Origin of the sequence: Sphingomonas aurantiaca, from assembly GCF_003050705.1 — a bacterium.
Lineage (GTDB): Bacteria > Pseudomonadota > Alphaproteobacteria > Sphingomonadales > Sphingomonadaceae > Sphingomonas > Sphingomonas aurantiaca.
Genome location: NZ_QAOG01000008.1, coordinates 175446 through 194967 on the forward strand (window position 1 = coordinate 175446; position 19522 = coordinate 194967).

Consider the following 19522-nt stretch of genomic DNA (forward strand, 5'->3'; position numbering starts at 1 on the left):
AAACCGCACCGGTCACAGCCCCCCCCCCCGCCTCCGGTTACATCTCCTGTCGCTAACACGCGCTCACCGCTGAACAGCAATCCCGTCAGAATTCGTTCCAGCCTTGCGTCGTCCCGGCATAGCGAACCGCGCGCCCATATTTTGCGAATGCCTGTTGGACATCGGGCCGTGCGATCGCGGCGGCCAGCGCATCACGCAACCGCTTTTGAAACGCAGTCTGCGACGTTTTCGTGTCGAACGTGATCAACAGGGCCAGCGCGTCGTGGCGCGCTTCGCTGTCGCCCAGCCGAAGCTTGATAAGGTCGGCGATCGCCCCGCCGTCGTTCCGACATGCGGCAGCCTCAGTCGCCGCGCTCCAGTTGTTCTGCGGCGTCTTCGCAATGTTCGCCTCGACGGCCTCGGCCTCCGCCACGCGACCCAGTGCGCGCAATGCGCAGCTCTTGGTCGTCCAGACCCACATCCGGCCATAGTCGCTCAAGCCGCTCGCATGGCGCGTGTCGAGCTCGGTCACGCTGACCAGCCCCGCATCGAACCGTCCCGCCTGAACGACGATCTCCGCGCGATTGATGGCGAACGACACCAGTTCGGGATAGCGGTCGAGACCCAGCGCTAGCACGCCGTCCAATGCCGCGATCGCCGCATCGCCGCGACCGAGCGCTGACAGATTGCTCGCATATTCGTTGACCAGCCAGAATGCGTCGGTTCCCACGATCTCGATCTGCGCCGTATCGCTCGCTAACGCCTTGCCGGCGTCCAGCGCCTCTTGGAAGCGGCCCAGCGCACGTAGCGTCTGCATCCGATACGTCATCGCGGCATAGTCTTTTGGCGTCGCAGCGGAGACGGCAGCGGCGCGTGCCGCCTCGCGTTCGAGGCTCCTGCGAAACCGATCGCCGCCAATCCGGTCTATGTCCGGCCAGAGCGCCTGGTGACGGCGGTCGATCGCCATCGTCAGCAATGCCTCGGTGGGCGGATCTTTCGCCAGCCCGCTGCGCGCTTCGACGATATTCCCCCTCACACTGTGCGCCGCAATCGCGCAGCCCAGCATGCTGTTGCCGAAATCCGTCCTCGGATCCTGCTGCCACCCACCCTTGTCGAGCGTCATGCACAACGATTCACGTGCCGCCTCACGCTTCTCCGGTGCCAGCGCGACTATCTTTTGCAGCGCCAGCTGGATCAATCGCTTGTCCAGCGTGCCGATCTCCTTCGGCTGGACAGCGATCGTCCGCTCCAGCGCTTTGACGAAGGACTCAGCCGTTCCCAAGTCGAGTTCATAGCCGAGCCACAGGCGATAGACCGGCGGATTGCCGTCATATTGCGCCGTGGCGGATTGCAGCGCGGCGAACGCTGCCTGGGGGCGGCGCAGGTCGCTGAGAATGGCCCCCTTCAACCCGTCGATCAGACCGGCTGCGGCGGAGGGATGCGGCACCTTGCCGGACGCCGTCGACAGCAGTGCCAGCGCTTGGAGATTGGTGGACTGTTCGTTCTTCTGTGTGAGCGCGACCGCCTTTTCCATGTCGGCCTTGATCGGTGCCCAGGTCGCGGCGTCGATACCCTTTGGCGCGAACGCGGTGTGGGGAGATTTCTCCAGGTAGAACTCGATCCCCGCATTGTCCTTGATCTGATCCGACAACGCATAGACCTCGGCGGCGGCGCTCGCCGGGACGGCATCGCGCGTGCCGGTATCGAGCCGGTAGATCACGCGCAGGCCGTCGCGCAACGCGGTGGTCTTCCGGGAGAACGTCATGGCCCCGGCCCGTGCATCCAGATCGTCGAGCGGCGTGAGCACGCGATCTTTGACGCGAAGCTCGATCGTTTGATCGTTCGCCAGATCGGTCGGTAGCGCAAGCGGCTGAATGCGCGGGCTGGACTGTCGTGCGGGGAGAACATTCTGCACGATATAGGCGCGCGTGGTCAGCTTGGCGGGGATGCCGGCCTTGCCGAACGCGTCGCGTGGCATCGTGTAATTCTCGTTCAACGTCAGGACGTTGCGGTCGCGATCGTCGATCAGTTCCAGCGTCTTGCTCTCGACGAGCCCCGGGAACCGATCATGGTAGAATTCCAGGTTCGCATCCGAGATGGCTTTGGCGGATCCGTTGGCCCAGCGCGCGCGCATCGTATCGGCGCGTGCGTCGGTAAACCGCGTCTCGACGTGGAGCCGCAACGGGATGTCCGCCGTCTCGTCCACTGCAAACTGCTCGAGCACAGTCACGCGCCCCGCGCGGTCGCCATAGCCGTCGATATGCTCCAGCGCGGTCTGCTCCGCGCGGATCGGCAACGCATAGCCGAGATCGGAGGGCACGATGCCGCGTCCCGTACCACCGCGGTGCGTACCGGTAGGATCGAGCCACAGGACCTTGCCGTCGATCACGACGCGGACGATGACATGATCGAACACCAGCGGGGACGGCAAACGATCGGGAAGCCGCTCCCCGCCGGTCGTCGACACGAGCGCCGGAACTGCATCGATGCCAAGTCGACGCAGCGCGACCGCGAGCAGCAGGCTCTTGTCCTTGCAGTCGCCATAGCCCCGCGCGAGCACGATCGCCGGACGGCGCGGCACATAGGATCCCTCACCCAGTTCTTCCCCGACGTACCGGATATTGTCCTGCACGAACCGGACCGCGGCGGTCAGTCGATCGGCTGGCGCGGGAGAGGCCTTGGCGATGGCGTCGAGCCGCGCGGCAAAGGCACCGGGCAGGCTCTCGTCGCCCTGATACAGCGCCGTCGCCCAGCGGGCGAGTCCGGCCCAGTCCTTCATCGTCGATATATCGACCCGCCCCCATTGGAACGTGCCCGGGGGTACGTCCTCCTCGCCGCGCATCGCCGGTGGATCCGTGACGATCCACTCCCATTCCGTACCCGCTGCGATTTTACGTGGGGGAAAGGCCACATCGCTGTTCAACGCCTTGAACCGGGGCGTCGTCCCCGCGGGCCAGACGAAGCGCAGCGCGCGCGTCGCCAGCGGGTCGGAAAAGCGTTGCGACAGATGATAGAATGCGTGGCCGGGCCAGAGCGCCGTGCGCGTGTGGACCGTCGTCGCATAATCGACCACGTCGCCGACCCGGACGTCCCGCAGGTTCGCGATCGCCTTGAGCGTCCCCGTGACGATGCCGTCCTTGAGGCTGTCCTCCCGCTCGACGATCCGAAACTTCGTATCCTGCGTCAGGTCGATGATCTTCCCGTCACGGATCAGGTGGATGAAGGCGATTCCCGCAGTTTCGAACGCGGGGTCGAAAGACAGCGCTAGCTGGCCGGCGGATTCGAGCCCGCTGCGGTCGGTTACCTTCGTCGCTGTGCGAAACCAGTCGTCATGACCATCGGCGCGCGTCCGGTGCTGTTCGTCGAGCAATAGGAATGCGATACCACTCTGCGCGTTCGCCACACGGGCTTTGGTCGCCTCCGGGATCGTCCGCTCGCGTATCCATACAGGTTCGGCTTCGATCGCTACGACCGGCGCGGACGCGGTCTTCGCCGCGTGACCGTCATCCGCCGCTTGCGCGGCACCGGCGGCGACGCCCGACGTCAGCAAAAGGAATGACAATACGCGATACGACCGTGTGAATGTTTTCACGCCTGCAACTGCCCCCGTCATGCCCCGGACATCAGCTATGACACGCCACGACCTGTTGCAAGCTGCCTCCGATCGGCATCGGTGAATACTAACCGGCTTTAGTAAACCCCATGTTCGGGAATCGGGGGATAGGCCTGATTATTTTACGAAAGCTTGCGAGCGGTGCGGGGTGACGTGCAGGAAGAATAGAACCACGCGAGCAGGCATCGCTCGATTGCGCGGAGCTCCACGATATCAAAAGCGATCAACCATGGAGCTCGGTGTACGCGCGGAGTCGGACCCGTTCTGTCGACGCGCTCTCGCCATCGCGAACGGTGCGGCATAAGACCGCGTCATGCGGATCGCGATCATCGACACAAGCACGACGCGGGCGGCGATCATCTCGGATGGCCTGCGCGAGGCGGGGCTCGACGATATCGTCGTGATCGACGGTACGCCGGGGATGGTCGCCGCACTCGAGAAGGCCGCGCCCGAGGTGGTGTTGATCAACCTCGAAAACCCGAGCCGCGACGTGCTCGAAGAGTTTTTTGCGGTATCGCGCGCGCTCGCCCGGCCGATCGCGATGTTCGTCGACCAGAGCGATGCGGAATCCACCGCCGCCGCGGTCGACGCCGGGGTCTCGGCCTATATCGTCGACGGGCTCGCCAAGCAGCGGATCAAGCCCGTCATCGATCTCGCGATCCGGCGCTTCCAGGCGTTCGCGCGGTTGCAGGCCGAACTGCACGAGGCCCGCAGCGCGCTCGCCGACCGCACCACGATCGACCGCGCCAAGGCAATCCTGATGAAACGCCGCGGCATCGACGAACCGACCGCCTACGGCCTGCTCCGCGCGCAGGCGATGCGATCCAACCGCCGGATCGCCGAGATCGCCGATGCGATCATCACGAGCGACGTGCTCATGGGAGATTTGTGATGGCGCTCGACCGGGTCCGCATCGGCTTCCTGCCGCTGGTCGATGCCGCGCTGCCGATCCTCGCGCGCGAACGCGGGTTCGCCGAGGCCGAGGGGCTGGAGATCGAGCTGGTCCGCGACATGACCTGGGCGACGGTGCGCGATCGGCTGCTCTACGGCCATACCGACGCCGCGCACATGGTCGCGCCGCTTGCGATCGCCACCGCACTGGGACGCGGCCGGCCCGCTGTGCCGATGGCGGTGCCGTTCGTGCTGGGGCTCAACGGCAACGCGATCACGCTCTCGCTGCCGCTCGCCGCGCAGGTGATGGAGGGCGATGCGCTCGGCGATCCGGTGGTGCTCGGCGCGCGGCTGAAGGCGGTCGCGACCGCGCGCGCATCGGCTGGGCGCCGTCTCCGGTTCGGCGTGGTGCATCGCTATTCGAGCCATAACTACATGCTGCGCTACTGGCTCGCCGCGGTCGGCATCCGCCCCGATATCGACGTCGAGATCGTCACGACCAGCCCGCCCTTTGCAGCGGATGCGCTGGCGGCGGGCGAGGTCGACGGGATCTGCGTCGGCGAGCCGTGGAACGGCGTCGCAGTCGATCGCGGCGTCGGCCGTATCGCCTTGGTCACCGCGCAGGTCTGGCGGCGCGGCGTCGAGAAGGTGCTGGCGATGCGCGCGGCGACGTTGGTAGAGCGCGGCGACGTCGTCCACCGGCTGATCCGCGCGCTCCACGCCGCCGCGGCGCAGTTCGTCGATCCGGCCACGCGCGAGGCCAATGCGGCGATCCTGGCGCGCCCTGCGTATCTCGATGCGCCGGTCGGTGCGGTAGCGCGCGCGATCGGCGATCAGGTGCGGCTGGTGAAGGACGCGGTGCCGATCCACGTGCCCGACTTCATGTTCCAGTACCGCGAGGCGGCGAACTTCCCGTGGCGCAGTCAGGCGGCGTGGCTGTATTCGCAGATGGCCCGCTGGGACGGTACGCCGTTTTCAGCCGAGGAGGCGGACGTCGCGCAAGGCGTATTCCGTCCCGACGTGTATCGCGCTGCGCTGGCGGGGTCGGACGCGCCACTGCCCAACGCGAGCTCGAAGCTGGAAGGGGCGATCGACGCGGACGGTATCGGCGCGGGATCGACGCAGGGTCGGCTGATCCTCGGGCGCGATGCGTTCTTCGACAAGCGCGCGTTCGATCCGGACGATATCGAGGGGTATCTGGCCGGGTTGCCGTAAAAGGCGAACGCTGGCCCCCTCACTTGTTCTCCCGCGAAGGCGGGAGCCCAGTCTGGGTCCCCGCCTTCGCGGGGACACAATGGGGAATGACGACGGTAGCCGGGTCGTCAAACCCAAATCTGCTGCACGTGCGAAATGACGCTTGCGCGATAAAGCCACTTCGGTCATCTTCGCATCGTCCGGCAAGGGAGTCGGACACGAAATCATCGCGAGACCGGTTCCAACGAAGGGGCCCGACCGCGTAGGACGATCCACCGATCGTCCATAGGCAACGAAGCCGCTCCGATGCGTCCGCAAGGTCGCCGTCGGGGCGGCTTTTTCTTTGTCCATCGCAGATGGGGGACCAACCATGTTGTTCGCATCGCCGGGTATCGACACCGCCGCGCCCAAGGCCACACGGATCGACCTGTTCAGCGCCGCAACACCGCAGATGCGCGCGTTCCACGTCACGTGGCTCGCATTCTTCGTGTGCTTCTTCGCGTGGTTCGCCGCCGCACCGTTGATGCCGCTGATCAAGGCCGAGTTCGGCCTCAGCAAGGATCAGATCGCCAACATCAACATCGCCGCGGTCGCCGTCACGATCCTGGTGCGGCTGGTGGTCGGGCCGCTCTGCGACCGGTTCGGCCCGCGCCGAACCTATACGTGGCTGCTCCTGCTCGGCGCGATCCCGGTGTTCGGGCTCGCGTTCGCGCAGACCTATGAAGCGTTCCTGGTCTTCCGCCTCGCGATCGGCGCGATCGGCGCGTCGTTCGTCATCACCCAATATCATACGAGCGTGATGTTCGCGCCCAACGTCGTCGGCACCGCCAACGCGACCGTCGGCGGCTGGGGCAATGCGGGCGGCGGCGCGGCGCAGAGCCTGATGCCGCTGGTCGTCGCAGCATTGGTCGGGCTCGGTGTCGAGCACGCCTTCGGCTGGCGCGCGGCGATGTTCGTACCCGGCGTGGCGATGGTCGCGATGGCGTTCGTCTATGCGCGCTACACGCAGGACACACCGCAGGGCGACATCGTCGACCTCCGCGCGGCGGGGATCGAACTCGATGGCGGCAAGGCGACGGGGATGGCGATCCTCCGCCGCGCCGCCGCCAACTACCGGACCTGGATGCTCGCCGCGACCTATGGCGCGTGTTTTGGGGTGGAGATCTTCATTCATAATATTGCCGCAAGTTATTATGTTGACCGGTTCGGGCTTTCGCTGACGAGCGCCGGGCTGGCGGCGGGGATTTTCGGCGGGCTGGCGCTGTTCGCGCGGGCGCTCGGCGGGATCGCGAGCGACCGGATCGCGCTCAAAAAAGGCCTCGACGGCCGCGCGCTGCTGCTGTTCGCGCTGATGCTCGGCGAGGGCGTCGGGCTGGTGCTGTTCGGCCATGCCGGCAGCGTGATGCTCGCGATCCTGGCGATGACGATGTTCGGGCTGTTCACGCACATGGCATGCGGCGCGACCTATGCGCTGGTGCCGTTCGTCGATCGCAAGGCGCTCGGCGGGGTCGCCGGGCTGATCGGCGCCGGCGGCAACATCGGCGCGGTCGCGGCGGGGTTCCTCAACAAGGCGTCGGCGAGCCCTCAGCAATGCCTGATCATACTCGGCTACATCGTCGCGGGCACCGCGGTCTGCGCGCTCGCGGTCCGCTTCTCCGCCTCGCACAAGTCGGACGAGCGCGCGCTGCTCGACGCCGCGCTCGACGCACGCCGCACCGGCGACCGCGCGGTGAACGGCGCGATCCCCGCCTGATGCCCCCCCTTCCCCGGCTCCAACCCGACTGGACGATCTGATGGACCACCAGACCCCCTCCCCCCACGATACCCGCGAGCATCTCGTCGTGATCGGCAACGGCATGGCCGGCTGTCGCGCGGTCGAGGAGCTGATCGCGCGCGATCCGACCCGCTACCGCGTGACGATCTTCGGCGCCGAGCCGCACGTGAATTACAACCGCATCATGCTGTCGCCGGTGCTGGCGGGCGAGAAGACGTTCGAGCAGATCGTCATCAACGACCATAGCTGGTACGCGACCAACACGATCGACCTGGTGACGAGCGATCCGGTGCAGGCGATCGACCGCGCGGCGAAGACCGTCACCGCGCGGTCGGGGCTGTGCGTGTCGTACGACCGGCTGCTGATCGCGACCGGCTCCGATCCGTTCATCATCCCCGTCCCCGGCAAGGACCTGCCCGGCGTCATCTCGTTCCGCGACATGGCCGATGTCGATCACATGCTCGAGGCCGCCGGCAAGGGTGGCGCGGCGGTCGTCATCGGCGGCGGCCTGCTCGGGCTCGAGGCCGCGCATGGCCTGACCTTGCGCGGCATGAAGGTCACGGTGATCCACCTGATGCCGACGCTGATGGAACGCCAGCTCGACGAGGCGGCAGGGTGGCTGCTGAAATCGGCACTGGAGGCGCGCGGCCAGACCATCCTGACCGAAGCCAACACGGCCGAGATCGTCGGCGACACGCATGTCGAGGGCGTGCGGCTCAAGGACGGCACGCTGATCCCCGCGAGCCTTGTCGTCATGGCAGTGGGCATCCGCCCCTCCGTCGCCCTTGCGCGTGACGCCGGGCTCGAGATCGGCCGCGGGATCAAGGTCGACGACCATATGGTCACCAGCGACCCGTCGATCCTCGCGGTCGGCGAATGCGTCGAGCATGATGGCAATGTCTACGGCCTCGTCGCACCGCTGTGGGACATGTGCCGCGCGCTCGCCGACGGGCTGACCGACAGCCACACCGGCTATCGCGGATCGGTGACCTCGACCAAGCTGAAGGTCGCTGGGCTCGACGTGTTCTCGGCGGGCGATTTCTCGGGCGGTGCTGGCGCGGAGGACATCGTCCTGCGCGATGCGTCGCGCGGCGTCTACAAACGCGTTGTGGTGAAGGACGACCGGATCGTCGGCACCGTGCTGTACGGCGATACCAGCGACGGCGGCTGGTATTTCGACCTGCTCAAGCGGCGCGAGGATATCTCGGGGTTGCGCGACATGCTGATCTTCGGCCAGGCCTACGCATCGGGAGGGGCGCAGGCGGACCCTAAGGCGGCCGTTGCGGCGCTCTCCGACGATGCGGAGATCTGCGGCTGCAACGGCGTCAGCAAGGGACAGGTCGTGGCGTGCATCGGCGCGGGCAACGCGACGCTCGACGCGGTCCGCGCCACCTGCAAGGCGTCCGCATCGTGCGGGTCGTGCACCGGCCTGGTCGAGACGTTGCTCGCGGTCACATTGGGCGACGAGTATTCGGGCGAACGTGCGGTGAAGACGGTGTGTAAATGCACCAGCTTCGGCCACGACGACGTCCGCCGCGAGATCGTCGCGCAGGGCATGCGATCGATTCCCGAAGTCATGCAGAAGATGAGCTGGTCGACGCCCGACGGCTGCTCGTCGTGCCGGCCCGCGCTCAATTACTATCTGCTCTGCGCGCTGCCCGGCGACTATAAGGACGACCAGCAGAGCCGGTTCGTCAACGAACGCGTGCACGCCAACATCCAGAAGGACGGCACCTATTCGGTCGTGCCGCGGATGTGGGGGGGGCTCACCAACCCACGCGAACTGCGCGCGATCGCCGATGTCGTCGAGAAATACGACGCGCCGATGGTCAAGGTGACGGGCGGCCAGCGGCTCGACATCTTCGGGATCAGGAAGGAGGATCTGCCCGCGGTCTGGGCCGATCTCAACGCCGCCGGGATGGTCAGCGGCCATGCGTACGGCAAGAGCTTGCGCACCGTGAAGACGTGCGTCGGGTCCGACTGGTGCCGGTTCGGGACGCAGGATTCGACCGGGCTCGGCGTCAAGGTCGAGCAGATGACCTGGGGATCGTGGATGCCGCACAAGTTCAAGATCGCGGTATCGGGCTGCCCGCGGAATTGCGCCGAGGCGACGATCAAGGACTTCGGCGTGGTCTGCGTCGACAGCGGCTACGAGCTGTCGGTCGGCGGCAATGGCGGGATGAAGGTCCGCGCGACCGATTTCCTGTGCAAGGTCGCGACCGAGGAAGAGGCGATGCATTATTGCGCCGCGTTCATCCAGTTGTACCGCGAGGAGGCGCGCTATCTCGAGCGCACCGCGCCGTGGATCGAGCGGATCGGCGTGGCCTATATCCGCGAGCGGATCGCCGACGATGCCGAGGGTCGCGATGCGCTGGCGGCGCGGTTCCTGTTCTCGCAGCAGTTCACGCAGGACGATCCCTGGGCGGCACGCGCGGCGGGCGAGCACCGCGAACAGCACGCCCCGATGGCGCGCTTCACCCCCATCGATGCAACGAGGGAAATGGCATGATCGGCGAATGGCTTGATATCGGCTGGGTCGACGAGATCCCGGTCCGCGGCAGCCGCACGGTGCAGGTGACGGGCGGCGACGACATCGCGGTGTTCCGCACCGGCGACGGCCGGGTCTACGCGCTCGCCGATCGCTGTCCGCACAAGGGCGGTCGGTTGTCGCAGGGGATCGTGCACGGCGGCGCGGTGGCGTGCCCGCTGCACAATTGGCGCATTGCGCTGGATACCGGCGAGGCGCTGGGCGAGGACAAGGGGTGTACGCCGGTGATTCCGGTGAAGGTGTCGGGCGGCCGCGTGCTTCTCTGCCGCGCCTCGACGATGAAGGCCGCGGCGTGATCGCGTCACTGCTCCCTCTCCCCTGCGGGGAGAGGGTCGGGGTGAGGGGTTGGGGTGCGTGCTGCGCTTCCCAACTGCCCCTCACCCAACCCTCTCCCCGAGGGGGAGAGGGCTATCTGCCGCGCCACGACGATGAGGGCGGCGGCGTGATCGCATCGCTGCTCCCTCTCCCCTGCGGGGAGAGGGTCGGGGTGAGGGGTTGGGGTGCGTGCTGCGCTTCCCAACTCCCCCTCACCGTACCCTCTCCCCGAGGGGGAGAGGGCTATCTGCCGCGCCTCGACGATGAAGGCGGCGGCGTGATCGCATCGCTGCTCCCTCTCCCCTGTGGGGAGAGGGTCGGGGTGAGGGGTTGGGGTGCGTGCTGCGCTTCCCAACTGCCCCTCACCGTACCCTCTCCCCGAGGGGGAGAGGGCTAATGACGTCCGTCCGCACGACCTGCGCCTATTGCGGAGTCGGCTGTGGCGTCCTCGCGACGCCGACCGGTGAGCGCGGCGTCACGATCAAGGGTGACCCCGACCACCCCGCCAACGCGGGCAAGCTCTGCTCGAAGGGCACGCATCTCGGCGAGACGATCGGGCTCGAAGGCCGCCTCCTCACCCCGATGATCGGCCAGCGCCGCGCCTCCTGGGACAAGGCGCTCGACCTCGTCGCCAGACGCTTCCGCGACACGATCGCTCAGTACGGGCCGAACAGCGTCGCCTTCTACGTCTCGGGGCAGTTGCTGACCGAGGACTATTACGTCGCCAACAAGCTGATGAAGGGCTTTATCGGCTCGGCCAACATCGACACCAATTCGCGGCTCTGCATGGCGAGCGCGGTCGCCGGGCACACGCGCGCGTTCGGCGAGGACATCGTGCCCGCCGCTTACGACGATCTCGACGTCGCCGACCTTATCGTGCTGGTCGGATCGAACACCGCCTGGTGCCATCCGATCGTCTATCAACGCATCCGCGCGCGCTGCGAGGCCGACGCCAAGCTCGTCGTGATCGACCCGCGCCGGACCGAGACCGCGGACGAGGCGGACCTGCATCTCGCAATCCGGCCCGGCACCGACGTCGCGCTGATGAACGGCCTGCTCGCCTGGTGCCGCGACGCGGGCGTGGTCGACCATGACTATCTCACGCGCCACGTCGCGACACCCGACGCGTTCTGGGATCAGGTCGGCGACGGCAGCGACCTGTGGTCGGTGGCGCGCACCTGCGACGTATCGCCGCAGGACCTCAGGCGCTTTTTCGAGCTGTTCGCCGCGACGCCGCGCACCGTGACGCTGTTCAGCCAGGGCGTGAACCAGTCGCTGTCGGGCACCGATCAGGTCAACGCGATCACCAATCTCCACCTTGCGACCGGCCGCATCGGCAAGCCGGGTGCGGCCCCCTTCTCGATCACCGGCCAGCCCAACGCGATGGGCGGTCGCGAGGTCGGGGGGCTCGCCTCGAGCCTCGCCGCGCATATGGATTTCGCGCCCGAGAACGTCGCGCGCGTCGGCCGGTTCTGGGCGGCCCCCAACATGGCTACCAAGCCGGGACTGAAGGCGGTCGACCTGTTCCGCGAGCTCGGTACCGGCCGGATCAAGGCGCTCTGGGTGATGGCGACCAACCCGGCCGTCTCGATGCCCGACGCCGGCAGCGTCCGCGAGGCGCTGGCCGCGTGCCCGTTCGTCGTCGTCTCCGACGTGGTCGCGACGACCGACACGTCGGTCCACGCGCATGTCCGCCTGCCCGCCGCCGCCTGGGGCGAGAAGGACGGCACCGTCACCAACTCCGACCGCACGATCAGCCGCCAGCGCGCGTTCCTGGCCGCGCCCGGCGAGGCGAAACCCGACTGGTGGATCGTCTCGCAGGTCGGGCGGCGGATGGGGTGGAAGAGCGCCTTCCCCTATGATCGCCCCGCCGAGATCTGGCGCGAACATTGCCGGCTGTCGGCCTATGAAAATAATGGCGCGCGGCTGTTCGCGCTTCCCGGCCACGCCGCCAAGGGCAATGCCGAGTACGACGCGATGACCCCGTTCCGCTGGGGCGGCACGCCGTTCGCGGATGGCCGGTTCTCGACGCCGGACGGCCGCGCACGGCTGATCCCGGTCGAGCAGAAGCCGGTCGCCGCGCCGCTCAAGCAATGGCCGATGACGCTCAACACCGGGCGGTATCGCGACCAGTGGCACAGCATGACGCGCACCGGTCTGTCGCCCAAGCTCGCGCGGCACCGCGAGGAGCCGCTGGTCGAGATCCACCCCGACGATGCTGCGCGGCTGGGGATCGTCGATGGCGGCTTGGCGCGCGTGTCGACGCCGCAGGGCGACAGCGTGTTTCGCGCGAGTGTCGCCGCGACGCAGCGGATCCGCGAGCTGTTCGTGCCGATCCACTGGACCGATCGGACCGCGACCGGCGGCCGTGCCGGGCTGCTCCCCCGCCCGCTCGCCGATCCAATCTCGGGCCAGCCGGGGTTCAAGTCGACTCCCGTGCGGATCGAGGCGGTGGCCACCGAATGGCGTGGCTTCATCGTCGTGCGCGGCGAACTCGCGCGCCGCCCCGATTGCCTGTGGGCGACGCGCGTCGCGGTGCCGTGCGGAACGGCGTGGGACATGGCGGGCGATGGCGACGCGGCCGCACTCGAAGCGCTGCTCCCCAAAGGCCAGCGAATCGAGGCGATCGACTCCGCCCGCGGCAGCCGCCGGATCGCGATCCTCGACAATGGCCGACTCGCCGCCGTCCTGTTCGTCACCCGCGACGCCACGCTGCCACCCCGCGACTGGCTCGTCGCGCAACTGAACGAACCGGTCGCCGCGCCCACCCTCCTCGCAGGCCGCGCGCCGGGCGTGCAGGTCGATCGCGGGCCGATCGTCTGCGCGTGCTTCGACGTCGGGCTGAAGACCATCCTGACCGCGATCGCCGACCAGCATCTCGCTGACGTCCCCGCCATCGGTGCCGCGCTCAACGCCGGCACCAATTGCGGATCGTGCCGTCCCGCGCTCGCCAAACTCCTCGTCACGCAAGGATCCGCGCATGTCGCATGATTTCCCGCCCGGTTCGGTCTGGCTGGTCGGCGCCGGCCCCGGCGATCCCGACCTTCTCACGCGCAAGGCGGAGCGGTTGCTCGCGGTGGCCGACATCGTCTTCTACGACGCGCTGGTCGGCAGCGGCGTCCTGGCGCTCGTCCCGCCCGGCACCGAAATGGTCGGCGTCGGCAAACGATCGGGACGCCATTCGAAGGACCAGGTCTCGATCAACGTGCTGCTCGCCGCCGCAGTGCTCGCGGGCAAGCGGGTCGTCCGCCTCAAGGGCGGCGACCCGTCGATCTTCGGCCGCTCGACCGAGGAGCTCGACCACCTCGCCGCGCATGGCATCGCGGTCCGCATCTGCCCCGGCATCACCGCCGCCAGCGCCGCCGCAGCCTCGGGCGGCGCCTCGCTGACGCTACGCGGTCTTGCGCGCAAACTCACCTTCGTCACCGCACATGCCCGTGCCGGCGAGGCGCTCGATCTCGACTGGACCGCGCTGGCCGCGCCCGACGCCACGCTCGCGGTCTATATGGGTCGCGCCGCCGCTGCCCAAGTCGCGCGAGAACTGATCGCCGCCGGCCGCGCGCCCGACACGCCGGTGATGGTCGCCGTCAACGTCTCGCTCCCGACCGAACGTATCCTGCGCGGCCGGCTGTCGGCGCTCGCGTTCCTGGTCGAGACGATCAGCGACTCCGATCCGTCGCTACTGCTGATCGGGGAAGCCGTCGCGGTATCGCCGCCGCTCGGTCAGCGCACAGCCTTGGTCCAGAATTTAAACGCCGCGACCACGGGGTGATCCGATGCCGCGGACGCGCGGCCGCCGGTACGGCGAACAGCGCGCGGTCAGACCAGCGTGCGGCTAGCGCGGCACACGCGTCATATGGCGTGGCCGGTGTCGCTGTATTTCAGTTCCAGATAGCGCCCCTGCACCGCGATATCGTCGAGCGTCGTCTTGCCGAGCTGCTCCGATGCCCGACCGAGCTCCGCGTCGATGATCTGCAGGCCGTTGACCAGATGCTCGTCCGGCGTGCGGCCATCGGCATGGCGGATACGCCGCGCCGGAATAGGCACCATCCGCCACCCCTGGACCAGGGCCGGGAGCTCCTCCGCGATCAGCTTGCGCAGCGACGCCGCCGCGGGGCTGCGTGAATCGAGGCGCGCAAGCTGCGGCGCAAGCGCTTCCAGCCGACCGGCCATGGCGTCGGCCAGCACGAGCGCGGGCGGTGGTAGCCCGCGGCGTTGCGCGGCCAGCCAGATCGTGGCGTGCTCGGCCAGGGTCGCGAGTGGCGCCTCGGTCAAGGCTTCGCGTCCCGGCGCAGGGGGATCGGCGCGCAGGAACACCAAAGTGACGAGCAGCAGCATCAGCACCGACGCGACGGCCAGCGACAGCCCGGCCGGGGCGACGATCGCGACCAATCCGAAAGCCACCAACGACGCCATCGCCGCCAGGACCAGCCGGATCATCACCCGCTTCTGCCGTCGCGCCTTCGCCTCGCGCTCGCGGCGGGCTTGCTCGCGGCCTTCGGGCGACAGGCGGCGGAGCAGCTCTTCGGCATGCGTCAGCCCGACATCGGCCAGACCGGTCGCGATCGTGCGCGCCCGGTGGATCATCGGCTGTTGCGGACCAGTATCGTCGTTCATGGCGAGAGGATGCCGCGCTTTGCCGACCAGGTCCATGCTCATCGGCCCCGCAATGGATCGCCCGGCGTGCTGCGATTTACGATCACGGGCCGCGGCATTGCTGCTAACGACCTGTCCGGCAACGATCGAAGGAAAGCCCGCTGACAGTGGAATTGCGGCCGAGTGCCTTGATCAAGGCGAATGCGGACAGCCTGCGCCAGACGGTGCGCGTGATCGTGGCGACCGCTGCGGCGTTTGCTGCCTACAAGACGATGGGGCTGCACGAAGGCTATTGGGCGGTTTTTACCGTGTTGATCGTGATGCAGGCGTCGATCGGCGGGACGCTCGGCGCGGCGACGGATCGCCTGCTCGGCACGTTGCTGGGCGCGGTTCTCGGCGGCATCGGCGCGGCGCTCGGGCGAACCGACACGCTCGAACTCGGCCTGGTGCTCGTCACCGTCACCGGTATTGCCGCACTCGTCGCGTCGCTGCGACCGCGGTTGCGGATCGCGCCGGTCACCGCGGCGATCATGCTGCTGAGCGCGCCGCCGGGCGCCTCGGTGCAGTTGTTCGTCCGCGACCGTATCATCGAGATCGGGCTGGGCGGCGTGATCGGCGTGCTGGCGGCGATGCTGATCCTGCCGGCGCGGTCGCACGGCGTCGTGATCGCGCGCACGCGCGCCGTGCTGCGGCACATCGAACGCATGCTGCACACGCAGGCCGACGCACTGACGGCCGGGCTCGCGCTGCCCTCGTCACCCGATCACGCAGCGCTCCGCCAGGCGCTGGCCGCGGTCGAACTGGCGATGAAGGACGCCGACCGCGAACGGGCGTCGCGCCTTGCCGATCACGGCATTCCGGCGGCGGTGCCGCGCACGCTCTGGCGGATCCGCAACGACCTCGTGCTGAGCGGGCGCGCGCTCGACGAGCCGCTGCCGCCTGCGGCGATGGCGGCGCTCGCCACGCCATCGGCGACGATGCTGACCGCGCATGCGGCGCTGGCGGCACGGTGTTCGGAGGCGCTGCGCACGCGCGGAACCGTCGACCGCGCCGATGTCGAGACCTGTTATCGCACATTCGGCACCGCGCTGGATCTGTTCCGCCGGACCGAGGCCGCGGCGACCTTGGATTTCGAGGCGTCGGGCCGTGTGTTCGGCCTCGCCTTCGCGGCCGGTCGGCTGCACCGCGACCTGCTGGACCTGGCCGGACGCGTCGACGAGATCGCGCCAACCAAGCCGCTTGCCGCCGAGCGCAACTGACGCGCCGGCTTTGATCAACGGCGATCGCGGGGTACGGGCGACCATGATCGATCGACCCTCAACGCCAGACCTGACCGCCGAACTCGTCACCCTGCTCGACCTCGAACAGCTCGATACCGACCTCTTTCGGGGACACCAGCGACCCGGCGCGAGCGCGCGCGTGTTCGGCGGCCAGGTCGCCGCGCAGGCGCTGATGGCGGCGCAGCGCTCCGTCGACGGACCCGCGGTTGCGCACAGCATGCACGCCTATTTCCTGCGCGCGGGCGCCGAGACGCACCCGATCATCTTCCGCGTCGAACGCGATTTCGACGGCAGGTCGTTCGCGAACCGCCGCGTCACCGCCAGCCAGCGCGGCGCGACGATCCTGACGCTGGCCGCATCGTTCCAACGGCCCGAAGCCGGGCTGGAGCATGCGGTCGCGATGCCCGATCTTCCGCCCCCGGAGGCGCTCCGCTCGCTCGACCTGCTCGCGGGCGACTATGCGGACCGCTCGGCGCAGGCCGCCGCGTTCCTCCGCCGACCGTCCGCCTTCGATATCCGACCGTGCGGCGTCCCCGCGTTTCTCCAGACCGAGCCCGGCGCGCCGGTGTCGCATGTCTGGATTCGGTTGCGCGGCCGCGCGCCGGCCGACCCGGCGCTGCGGCGCGGCATCCTCGCCTATCTGTCGGACTATGCGCTGCTCAGCGCATCGCTGATCCCGCACGGCGTCAACATGTTCGATCGCAGCATGCAGACCGCCAGCCTCGACCATGCGATGTGGTTTCACGAGGACGTGCCGCTCGACGACTGGTTGCTCTATTCGAGCGAAAGCCCGTGGTCGGGCCATGGACGCGGTATCGGGCGCGGCGTCTTCCACAGCCGCGACGGGCGGGCGATCGCGCATGTGACGCAGGAGGGTTTGATCCGGCTGCGGCCGGATCTGGCACCGCGCACCACCATTCCGCACATGCCCTGATCGGGTCGCCGCTCCGTTCACCGCACAGAACGACGTTGACAGCGCATTTGTACGGACATTAAGATCAAGTCGAACTAGCGAGGCTGATCTCGGGACGTCGCGCCGCTGAAGACGGACGATGCCGATGACGTGAGCCCGGTCACTTGAGGATGTCTGTATGCGTCATTCGTACGCCGTATCGCTCTGCGCGTTGCTCGCCATGCTGCCATCGGCGGGGCATGCCCAGACTTCGTCGCCGCCGCTGTCCCCGTCGCCATCGCCGCTCGATACCGATGCATCGTACCAGACGATGCTCGCGCTGATCGACGAGATGGTCGAGAACAAGCTGGTCAGCCGCGAACGCGCCGATACGCTGATCGCCACCGCCAAGGCGAGAGCAGGACGCGCACTGGCCGCGAATGCGCCGGCAGCGCCCTTACCCCCTGCCCCGATACCGGCCGCCCCGGTACGCGTGTCGACTCCCGTGCAGGTCGCCAAGCAGGAGCGTGATGCCGGCGCCAAGATCGCCCCCGTCCCGGTCGGCAACGAGCAGGTGACCCGCACCGGCGGGGTCGCATTGCCCGCCGACCTCGCGGTCGACTGGAGCCGGGGCGCGCCGGTGTTCAGCAGCCGCGACGGCAAGTTCACCTTCAAGATGCGCGGGCGATTGCTCGCCGATGTGTCGTCCACGGGCGGATCGGCTTTCGACCGTCGCAACATTACCGTCTCGACGCTGCGCCAGTTCCGAGTCGGCGCGATCGGCACGATCGGCGATCATCTGTTCTACCAGTTCGAGACCGATTTCCGCCGCAACGCGACCGAGGTCGTGCAGGCGTTCGTCGGTTACCGCGAGAAGTTCGGCAAGACCGACGCCGACGTCCGCTTCGGCAATCTCATCACCGATCGCGGCATCGACATCGGCACCGCATCGACCGCCAACCCGTTCATCACCACTAACATCAACACCACCGCGCTCGCGACGCAGGGCGGCAAGGTCTTCCTGATGGGCGCGGTCGGCCGCGCGGGCGGCAAGAACTGGCATGCGAGCTTCGGCGTGCACGGCGATGCGATCGACAGCGATTTCACGCGCAGCGACAACCGCATGTTCCTGGGCCGCGCGCACTGGAACCCGGTCCTGACCAAGCGCGGGCTGATCCATATCGGCGGCTGGGCGTATAGCGAGAACATCCCCGACACGACGCTGCCGACTACTTTCGCGCAGGGCATGGCGGGGGCACTCAACAACAGCGTCCGCGTCGAATCCGCCGCGCTGACCGGCGCCGATGGGTCGAAGGCGTTCGGGCTCGAACTCGGCGGAACGCTCGGACCGTTCTATGCCTTCAGCGAATATGGCCAGCGCACCGTGCATGGCGGGCCGACCTCGACCTTCCGCAGTGGCAAGATCAAGGCATTGTCGGTCAATGGCGGGTTCTGGATCACCGGCGAGACGCCGACCTATTCGGCGCGGAGCGGCACCTATGTCGCGCCGAACGTGCTGAACTCGGTTCTCGATGGCGGCTGGGGCGCGCTGGAGGCGGTGGTGCGCTACGAGGATCTCGACAGTTCGAGCCTTCCGCTTGGCGGCACCGGTACGGCCGGCACGATCGGGTTGAACTGGTCACTGACCAACAATTTCCGCTTCATGGCGGACTATACGCATTTCCGTACCGACAACCGGACGGGCAGTTTCGTCGGGCGCGATTCCGGCGACACGTTTGCCGCCCGCGCCGAAGTGGCGTTCTAAACGCCGGCACCGCAGCGGACTTGTAAACCTGGAGCAAGTTCGGTAATGTCCGTACAAAGCGATAAGGAGGATGTATGAGCCTATCGGCTATCAAGGTCGGCGAGCAGCGCTACCGCGCAAGCTATGGCCGCTATCTCGAGGATTTCGTCGTCGGCGACATTTACGAGCACCGCCCCGGACGGACGATCACCGACGCGGACAATATCCAGTTCTCGCTGATGACGATGAACGCGCACCCGATGCACTGCGACGCGCAATATGCCGCGAAGAGCGAGTTCGGACGGTTGCTGGTCAATAGCGGGCTGACGCTGGCGATCGTGCTGGGGATGACCGTCAACGACGTCAGCGGCAAGTCGCCCGCCAATCTCGGCTGGACCGAGATCAAGCTGACACATCCGGTGTTCGGCGGCGACACGCTGACCGCGGAAACCGAAGTGCTCGAGATCCGCGAGTCGAAGTCGCGTCCGACCCAGGGGATCGTCACGACGCGGACGCGCGCCTTCAACCAGGACGCCAAGCAGATCATGGAGTTCACGCGCAACTCGCTGGTCTACAAGCGCGGCGAGTCCCCCGACGACAAGTAATCCGACCGGCTAACCGGCTGCCCTTGGTAGCCGGACATCCCCCGCATGCGCCGCGAGAGCTTCGACCAAGACGCCCCGACGCATCGCCATT

At 67.8% G+C, this 19522-nt stretch carries 13 protein-coding genes; 11 read left to right on the top strand and 2 right to left on the bottom strand.

The window, feature by feature from the left end; all coding sequences use genetic code 11:
- Positions 1-85: 85 nt before the first annotated feature.
- Positions 86-3541 carry a DUF3857 domain-containing protein gene (locus C8J26_RS18885; RefSeq protein ID WP_167398910.1) on the bottom strand — a complete coding sequence of 1152 codons (3456 nt, stop codon included), beginning with the start codon at positions 3539-3541 and terminating at the stop codon, positions 86-88.
- A gap of 364 nt (positions 3542-3905) precedes the next feature.
- On the opposite strand from C8J26_RS18885, the gene C8J26_RS18890 reads away from it, so the two are divergent.
- From C8J26_RS18890 to cobA, 7 genes are all read left to right on the top strand, one after another.
- Positions 3906-4484, top strand: coding sequence for an ANTAR domain-containing response regulator (locus tag C8J26_RS18890; protein WP_107959798.1), 579 nt, complete (start codon positions 3906-3908; stop codon positions 4482-4484).
- Positions 4484-5698 (top strand): CmpA/NrtA family ABC transporter substrate-binding protein, encoded by a 1215-nt coding sequence (locus C8J26_RS18895; RefSeq protein ID WP_107959800.1) that lies wholly within the window; start codon positions 4484-4486, stop codon positions 5696-5698. The genes C8J26_RS18890 and C8J26_RS18895 overlap by 1 nt, the downstream gene beginning before the upstream one ends.
- 349 nt (positions 5699-6047) lie before the next feature.
- Positions 6048-7430 (top strand): MFS transporter, encoded by a 1383-nt coding sequence (locus tag C8J26_RS18900; protein ID WP_107959802.1) that lies wholly within the window; start codon positions 6048-6050, stop codon positions 7428-7430.
- 40 nt (positions 7431-7470) lie between these two features.
- Positions 7471-9960 (top strand): nitrite reductase large subunit NirB, encoded by a 2490-nt coding sequence (nirB, locus tag C8J26_RS18905; RefSeq protein WP_107959804.1) that lies wholly within the window; start codon positions 7471-7473, stop codon positions 9958-9960.
- Complete coding sequence (gene nirD / locus C8J26_RS18910) at positions 9957-10295, top strand: nitrite reductase small subunit NirD (RefSeq protein ID WP_107959806.1); 339 nt, start codon at positions 9957-9959, stop codon at positions 10293-10295. Before nirB ends, nirD begins: the two co-directional genes overlap by 4 nt.
- A gap of 415 nt (positions 10296-10710) precedes the next feature.
- Positions 10711-13305, top strand: coding sequence for a nitrate reductase (locus C8J26_RS18915; protein WP_107959808.1), 2595 nt, complete (start codon positions 10711-10713; stop codon positions 13303-13305).
- Positions 13295-14086 (top strand): uroporphyrinogen-III C-methyltransferase, encoded by a 792-nt coding sequence (gene cobA / locus C8J26_RS18920; protein ID WP_107959810.1) that lies wholly within the window; start codon positions 13295-13297, stop codon positions 14084-14086. The genes C8J26_RS18915 and cobA overlap by 11 nt, the downstream gene beginning before the upstream one ends.
- Before the next feature lie 80 nt (positions 14087-14166).
- Here cobA and C8J26_RS18925 read toward each other — a convergent pair whose 3' ends face one another.
- A complete protein-coding gene (locus tag C8J26_RS18925; RefSeq protein WP_146168914.1) occupies positions 14167-14931 on the bottom strand; it encodes a hypothetical protein in 765 nt (254 codons plus the stop codon).
- 167 nt (positions 14932-15098) lie between these two features.
- Between C8J26_RS18925 and C8J26_RS18930 the strand changes: the two genes are divergently transcribed.
- The 4 genes from C8J26_RS18930 (at position 15099) to C8J26_RS18945 (ending at position 19431) form a co-directional block, all read left to right on the top strand.
- A complete protein-coding gene (locus C8J26_RS18930) occupies positions 15099-16169 on the top strand; it encodes an FUSC family protein (RefSeq protein WP_208631465.1) in 1071 nt (356 codons plus the stop codon).
- A 43-nt stretch (positions 16170-16212) separates the two neighbouring features.
- Positions 16213-17124: an acyl-CoA thioesterase gene (locus C8J26_RS18935; protein WP_107959814.1), complete on the top strand. Its 912-nt coding sequence runs from the start codon at positions 16213-16215 to the stop codon at positions 17122-17124.
- Positions 17125-17281: 157 nt separating this feature from the next.
- Positions 17282-18847: an OprO/OprP family phosphate-selective porin gene (locus tag C8J26_RS18940; RefSeq protein WP_107959816.1), complete on the top strand. Its 1566-nt coding sequence runs from the start codon at positions 17282-17284 to the stop codon at positions 18845-18847.
- Positions 18848-18921: 74 nt separating this feature from the next.
- Entirely contained in the window at positions 18922-19431 is a 510-nt protein-coding gene (locus C8J26_RS18945) for a MaoC family dehydratase (protein WP_107959818.1), read from the top strand.
- Positions 19432-19522 lie beyond the last annotated feature (91 nt).

Excerpts from the sequence above, each read along its gene's own strand:
- cobA (WP_107959810.1), top strand. The coding sequence starts at position 13,295 with ATGTCGCATGATTTCCCGCCCGGTTCGGTCTGGCTGGTCGGCGCCGGC.
- C8J26_RS18945 (WP_107959818.1), top strand. The coding sequence starts at position 18,922 with ATGAGCCTATCGGCTATCAAGGTCGGCGAGCAGCGCTACCGCGCAAGC.
- C8J26_RS18940 (WP_107959816.1), top strand. The coding sequence starts at position 17,282 with ATGCGTCATTCGTACGCCGTATCGCTCTGCGCGTTGCTCGCCATGCTG.
- nirB (WP_107959804.1), top strand. The coding sequence starts at position 7,471 with ATGGACCACCAGACCCCCTCCCCCCACGATACCCGCGAGCATCTCGTC.
- C8J26_RS18915 (WP_107959808.1), top strand. The coding sequence starts at position 10,711 with ATGACGTCCGTCCGCACGACCTGCGCCTATTGCGGAGTCGGCTGTGGC.
- nirD (WP_107959806.1), top strand. The coding sequence starts at position 9,957 with ATGATCGGCGAATGGCTTGATATCGGCTGGGTCGACGAGATCCCGGTC.
- C8J26_RS18890 (WP_107959798.1), top strand. The coding sequence starts at position 3,906 with ATGCGGATCGCGATCATCGACACAAGCACGACGCGGGCGGCGATCATC.
- C8J26_RS18895 (WP_107959800.1), top strand. The coding sequence starts at position 4,484 with ATGGCGCTCGACCGGGTCCGCATCGGCTTCCTGCCGCTGGTCGATGCC.
- C8J26_RS18900 (WP_107959802.1), top strand. The coding sequence starts at position 6,048 with ATGTTGTTCGCATCGCCGGGTATCGACACCGCCGCGCCCAAGGCCACA.
- C8J26_RS18935 (WP_107959814.1), top strand. The coding sequence starts at position 16,213 with ATGATCGATCGACCCTCAACGCCAGACCTGACCGCCGAACTCGTCACC.
- C8J26_RS18925 (WP_146168914.1), bottom strand. The coding sequence starts at position 14,931 with ATGAACGACGATACTGGTCCGCAACAGCCGATGATCCACCGGGCGCGC.